The organism is Acrocarpospora phusangensis (assembly GCF_016862995.1).
GTDB lineage: Bacteria > Actinomycetota > Actinomycetes > Streptosporangiales > Streptosporangiaceae > Acrocarpospora > Acrocarpospora phusangensis.
In genome coordinates this window covers 1-3,729 of sequence record NZ_BOOA01000174.1, presented here as the reverse complement: position 1 = coordinate 3,729, position 3,729 = coordinate 1, and the positions used below count along the sequence as shown (strand labels likewise).

The 3,729-nt window shown below is 65.5% G+C and carries 2 protein-coding genes; both read left to right on the top strand.

Going from position 1 to position 3,729, the window contains the following annotated elements; translation table 11 throughout:
• Positions 1–301 precede the first annotated feature (301 nt).
• A complete protein-coding gene (locus tag Aph01nite_RS40710; protein WP_204046443.1) occupies positions 302–2,356 on the top strand; it encodes a S9 family peptidase in 2,055 nt (684 codons plus the stop codon).
• Complete coding sequence (gene mgrA, locus Aph01nite_RS40705; RefSeq protein ID WP_204046442.1) at positions 2,353–3,378, top strand: L-glyceraldehyde 3-phosphate reductase; 1,026 nt, start codon at positions 2,353–2,355, stop codon at positions 3,376–3,378. The genes Aph01nite_RS40710 and mgrA overlap by 4 nt, the downstream gene beginning before the upstream one ends.
• Positions 3,379–3,729: the final 351 nt, after the last annotated feature.

Here is a 3,729-nt window from a genome sequence, read left to right as displayed (position 1 = left end):
AGTCCGAATCGGCTCTTGCGAATCGATCTTCCGGACTGCCGTGTTTCAGGGGATTGTCCTGGTCTCCCCAGGCGCGCCAAGATCCGCCACCGAAGTGAGGGAGTTTGGATTGCGCCGGGTGATCCCGACGAAGAAAAGATTAGCAGCCTCCACGAGTGCGACAGCACAAACGACGCCATGGCGGCGGTGTCCCGTCCCCCTGTCACCCCTAGGGGGAATGCTCTGTCCACAGGGAGGGGGTTATCCACAGGCGAGGGCCGAGTGGCCTTGGCGGCGGATCCGCCAGACATAGAGTGTGCGGGTGAGCAGCGACATGCCGCCAGCGGCGAAAAAGGTTCTGGCCGAGCGCACGCATCACGGCGACACCGTGATCGATGAATACGCCTGGCTCATCAAGAAGGACGATCCGGACACGGTCGCCTATCTGGAGGCGGAGAACGCCTACACCAGCGAAGCGACCACGCATCTGAAAGCTCTCCAGGACTCGATCTTCCAGGAGATCAAGGGCCGGACGTTGGAGACCGACCTCAGTGTGCCCACACGTAAGGGCGCCTGGTGGTACTACTCGCGGACCGAAGAGGGCAAGCAATACGGCATTCAGTGCCGGGTCGCCGCCGAGGGCGACGATCCGCCGGTGCTGACGCCCGGGGAATCGTTGCCTGGGGAGCAGGTCCTGCTCGACGGCAACGAGCTGGCCGGGGACAGTCCGTTCTTCGCCATCGGGACCACGTCGGTCAGCCCTGATGGCACGATGCTCGCCTACTCCACGGACTTCTCCGGCGACGAGCGGTTCACCCTGCGCTTCAAGAATCTGACCACCGATGAGCTGCTCAGTGACGAGGTCCCCGGGATCTTCTACGGCGGCGCCTGGTCGGGCGACGGTTCGACGTTCTTCTACACGATGGTCGACGAGGCCTGGCGTCCCAACCGGGTGTTCCGCCATGCGCTGGGCTCGGTTGACTCGGATCCGGTGGTCTACCAGGAGGACGACGAGCGCTTCTGGATCGGCGTCGGGCTCTCGCGAAGCGAGCGTTTCCTCATCCTGGGCGCGCACAGCAAGATCACCAGCGAGGTCCGCGTCCTGGACGCGAACAACCCGCTGGGCGAGTTCACCGTCATCCGGTCCCGCGAGACCGGTGTCGAGTACCACGTGGACCACCAGAACGACCGCTTCCTGGTGCTGCACAACCAGAACGCCGAGAATTTCGAGCTGGCTGGTGCGCCGGTCGACGACCCGGCCAGCTGGACACCCGTGATCCCCCACCGCGCCGACACCCGCCTGCTGGACGTGGACGCCTTCCAGTCGCATCTGGTCGTGCACTTCCGCCGGGACGGCCTCACCGGCCTGCGGATCCTCCCCGAGGGGGCGGAGCCGTACGAGCTCGAGTTCCCGGAGCCGTTGTATGACGTAGCGCCCTCGGGGAACTCGGAGTTCGTGACGTCGCGGCTGCGACTGGGGTACACGTCGATGGTCACTCCCCCGTCGGTGTACGACTTCGATCTGCCGAGTCGTGAGCTCATCCTGTTGAAGCAGCGGCCGGTGCTCGGCGGTTACGACCCTGCGGACTATGAGCAGTTCCGCGAGTGGGCCATCGCCGAGGACGGCACGAAGGTGCCGATCTCGATCGTCATCAAGAAGGGCACGGCGCGACCGGCCCCCACGCTTCTGTACGGCTATGGCAGCTACGAGAGCTCCATCGACCCGTACTTCTCGGTCGCCCGGCTGTCCTTGCTGGATCGGGGATTCGCGTTCGCGGTCGCGCACGTGCGGGGCGGCGGCGAGATGGGCCGGCGCTGGTACGAGGACGGCAAGCTCAACCGGAAGAAGAACACCTTCACCGACTTCGTGGCGGTCGCCCGGCATCTGAAGGGCGAATGGTCGGGCCCGATCATCTCCCGCGGCGGATCGGCGGGCGGGCTGCTCATGGGCGCGATCGCCAATCTCGCGCCGGAGGAGTTCGCCGGCGTCGTGGCCGAGGTTCCGTTCGTGGACCCGCTAAACACCATCCTCGATCCGTCGCTGCCGCTGACTGTGATCGAATGGGATGAGTGGGGCGATCCCCTGCACAACGCGGACGTGTACGCCTACATGAAGTCGTACTCGCCGTACGAGAACGTGCGTGATGTGGTGTATCCACCGATCCTGGCGATCACGTCGTTCAATGACACCCGCGTCTTCTACCACGAGCCCGCCAAGTGGATCGCGCGGCTGCGTGCGGTCGCTCGGGGAGGGCCGTTCCTGTTGAAGACCGAGATGGGTGCGGGGCACGGCGGCCGGAGTGGCCGCTATGACGCCTGGCACGAGGAAGCGTTCACGCTTTCCTGGATCCTCGATCGAGTTGGAGTTTCGAAATGACCTACGTTGCCGCCGGCGACCGCTACGGGCCCATGCCGTACCACCGGACTGGGCGCAGTGGCCTCAAGCTGCCCGCCATCTCGCTGGGGCTCTGGCACAACTTCGGCGACGACAAGCCGGTTGAGAGCCAGCGGGCGATCCTGCGCCGGGCGTTCGATCGTGGGGTGACCCACTTCGACCTGGCCAACAACTACGGCCCTCCGTACGGGTCGGCTGAGACGAACTTCGGGCGGATCTTCGCTGACGATTTCCGGCCGTACCGGGATGAGCTGGTGCTGTCCACAAAGGCCGGCTGGGACATGTGGCCGGGGCCGTACGGGGAGTTCGGGTCGCGGAAGTATCTGCTGGCCAGCCTGGACCAGTCGCTGGCGCGGATGGGTGTGGACTACGTCGACATCTTCTACAGCCACCGGTTCGATCCGGAGACGCCGCTTGAGGAGACGATGGGGGCGCTGGATCACGCGGTTCGGTCCGGTAAGGCGCTGTACGCGGGTATCTCGTCGTACTCGCCGGAGCGGACGGCGGAGGCCGCCCGGATTCTGAGGGAGATGGGCACGCCGCTGCTGATCCATCAGCCGTCGTATTCGATGCTCAACCGGTGGATCGAAGGGGGGCTGCTGGACACGCTGGAGGCGGAGGGTGTCGGCTGCATCGCGTTCTCGCCGCTGGCGCAGGGCATGCTGACCGACCGGTACCTCAACGGCATTCCGGAGGGTTCGCGGGCCACGCAGGGCAAGTCGCTCGACCCCGGTCTGCTGACGGACGAGTCGCTGCGTCACATCCGGACGCTCAACGAGATCGCCAAGCGGCGGGGCCAGACCCTCGCGCAGATGGCGCTCTCGTGGGCGCTTCGTGACAAGCGGGTCACCTCGGTGCTGATCGGCGCGAGCAGCGTCAAACAGCTCGATGACAGCCTCTCCGCCGTCGAACGCCTCGACTTCACCCCCGAGGAACTCGACGCGATCGACAAGGACGCCGTCGAAGCCGGCATCGACCTCTGGCGCGGCTCCAGCACCAGCTGACCAGCAGCACCACCTGGCCGGCTCCAGTTGACCAGCACTACCAGTTCCCCCTGGCCGGCTCCAGGTGACCAGCACTACCAGTTCCACCTGGCCAGCTCCGGCTCTGGTTGGCCAGAGCTGGTCGACCAACTGATCCGCCCTGACGAGTTTCGATCGATCGCCTTCGGCCCTGTGCGCCTGTGCACCGCCCCACCGGGCCGAAGGTGCTTGATCATTAACAGCTTCAGCAAGGTCGCCGCTTCTCGCCGTTATCCGGCGCCGTTAACGCAGGTGGTCAGTTCTCGCCATACCGGCGCCAAGCAAGGACGCTGCTGCTCGGACTTAGAGCCAGAGGTCATCTGTTCAGAGAGC

Bases quoted from the DNA above. Each gene is read 5' to 3' on its own strand.
- mgrA (WP_204046442.1), top strand. From the start codon at position 2,353: ATGACCTACGTTGCCGCCGGCGACCGCTACGGGCCCATGCCGTACCAC.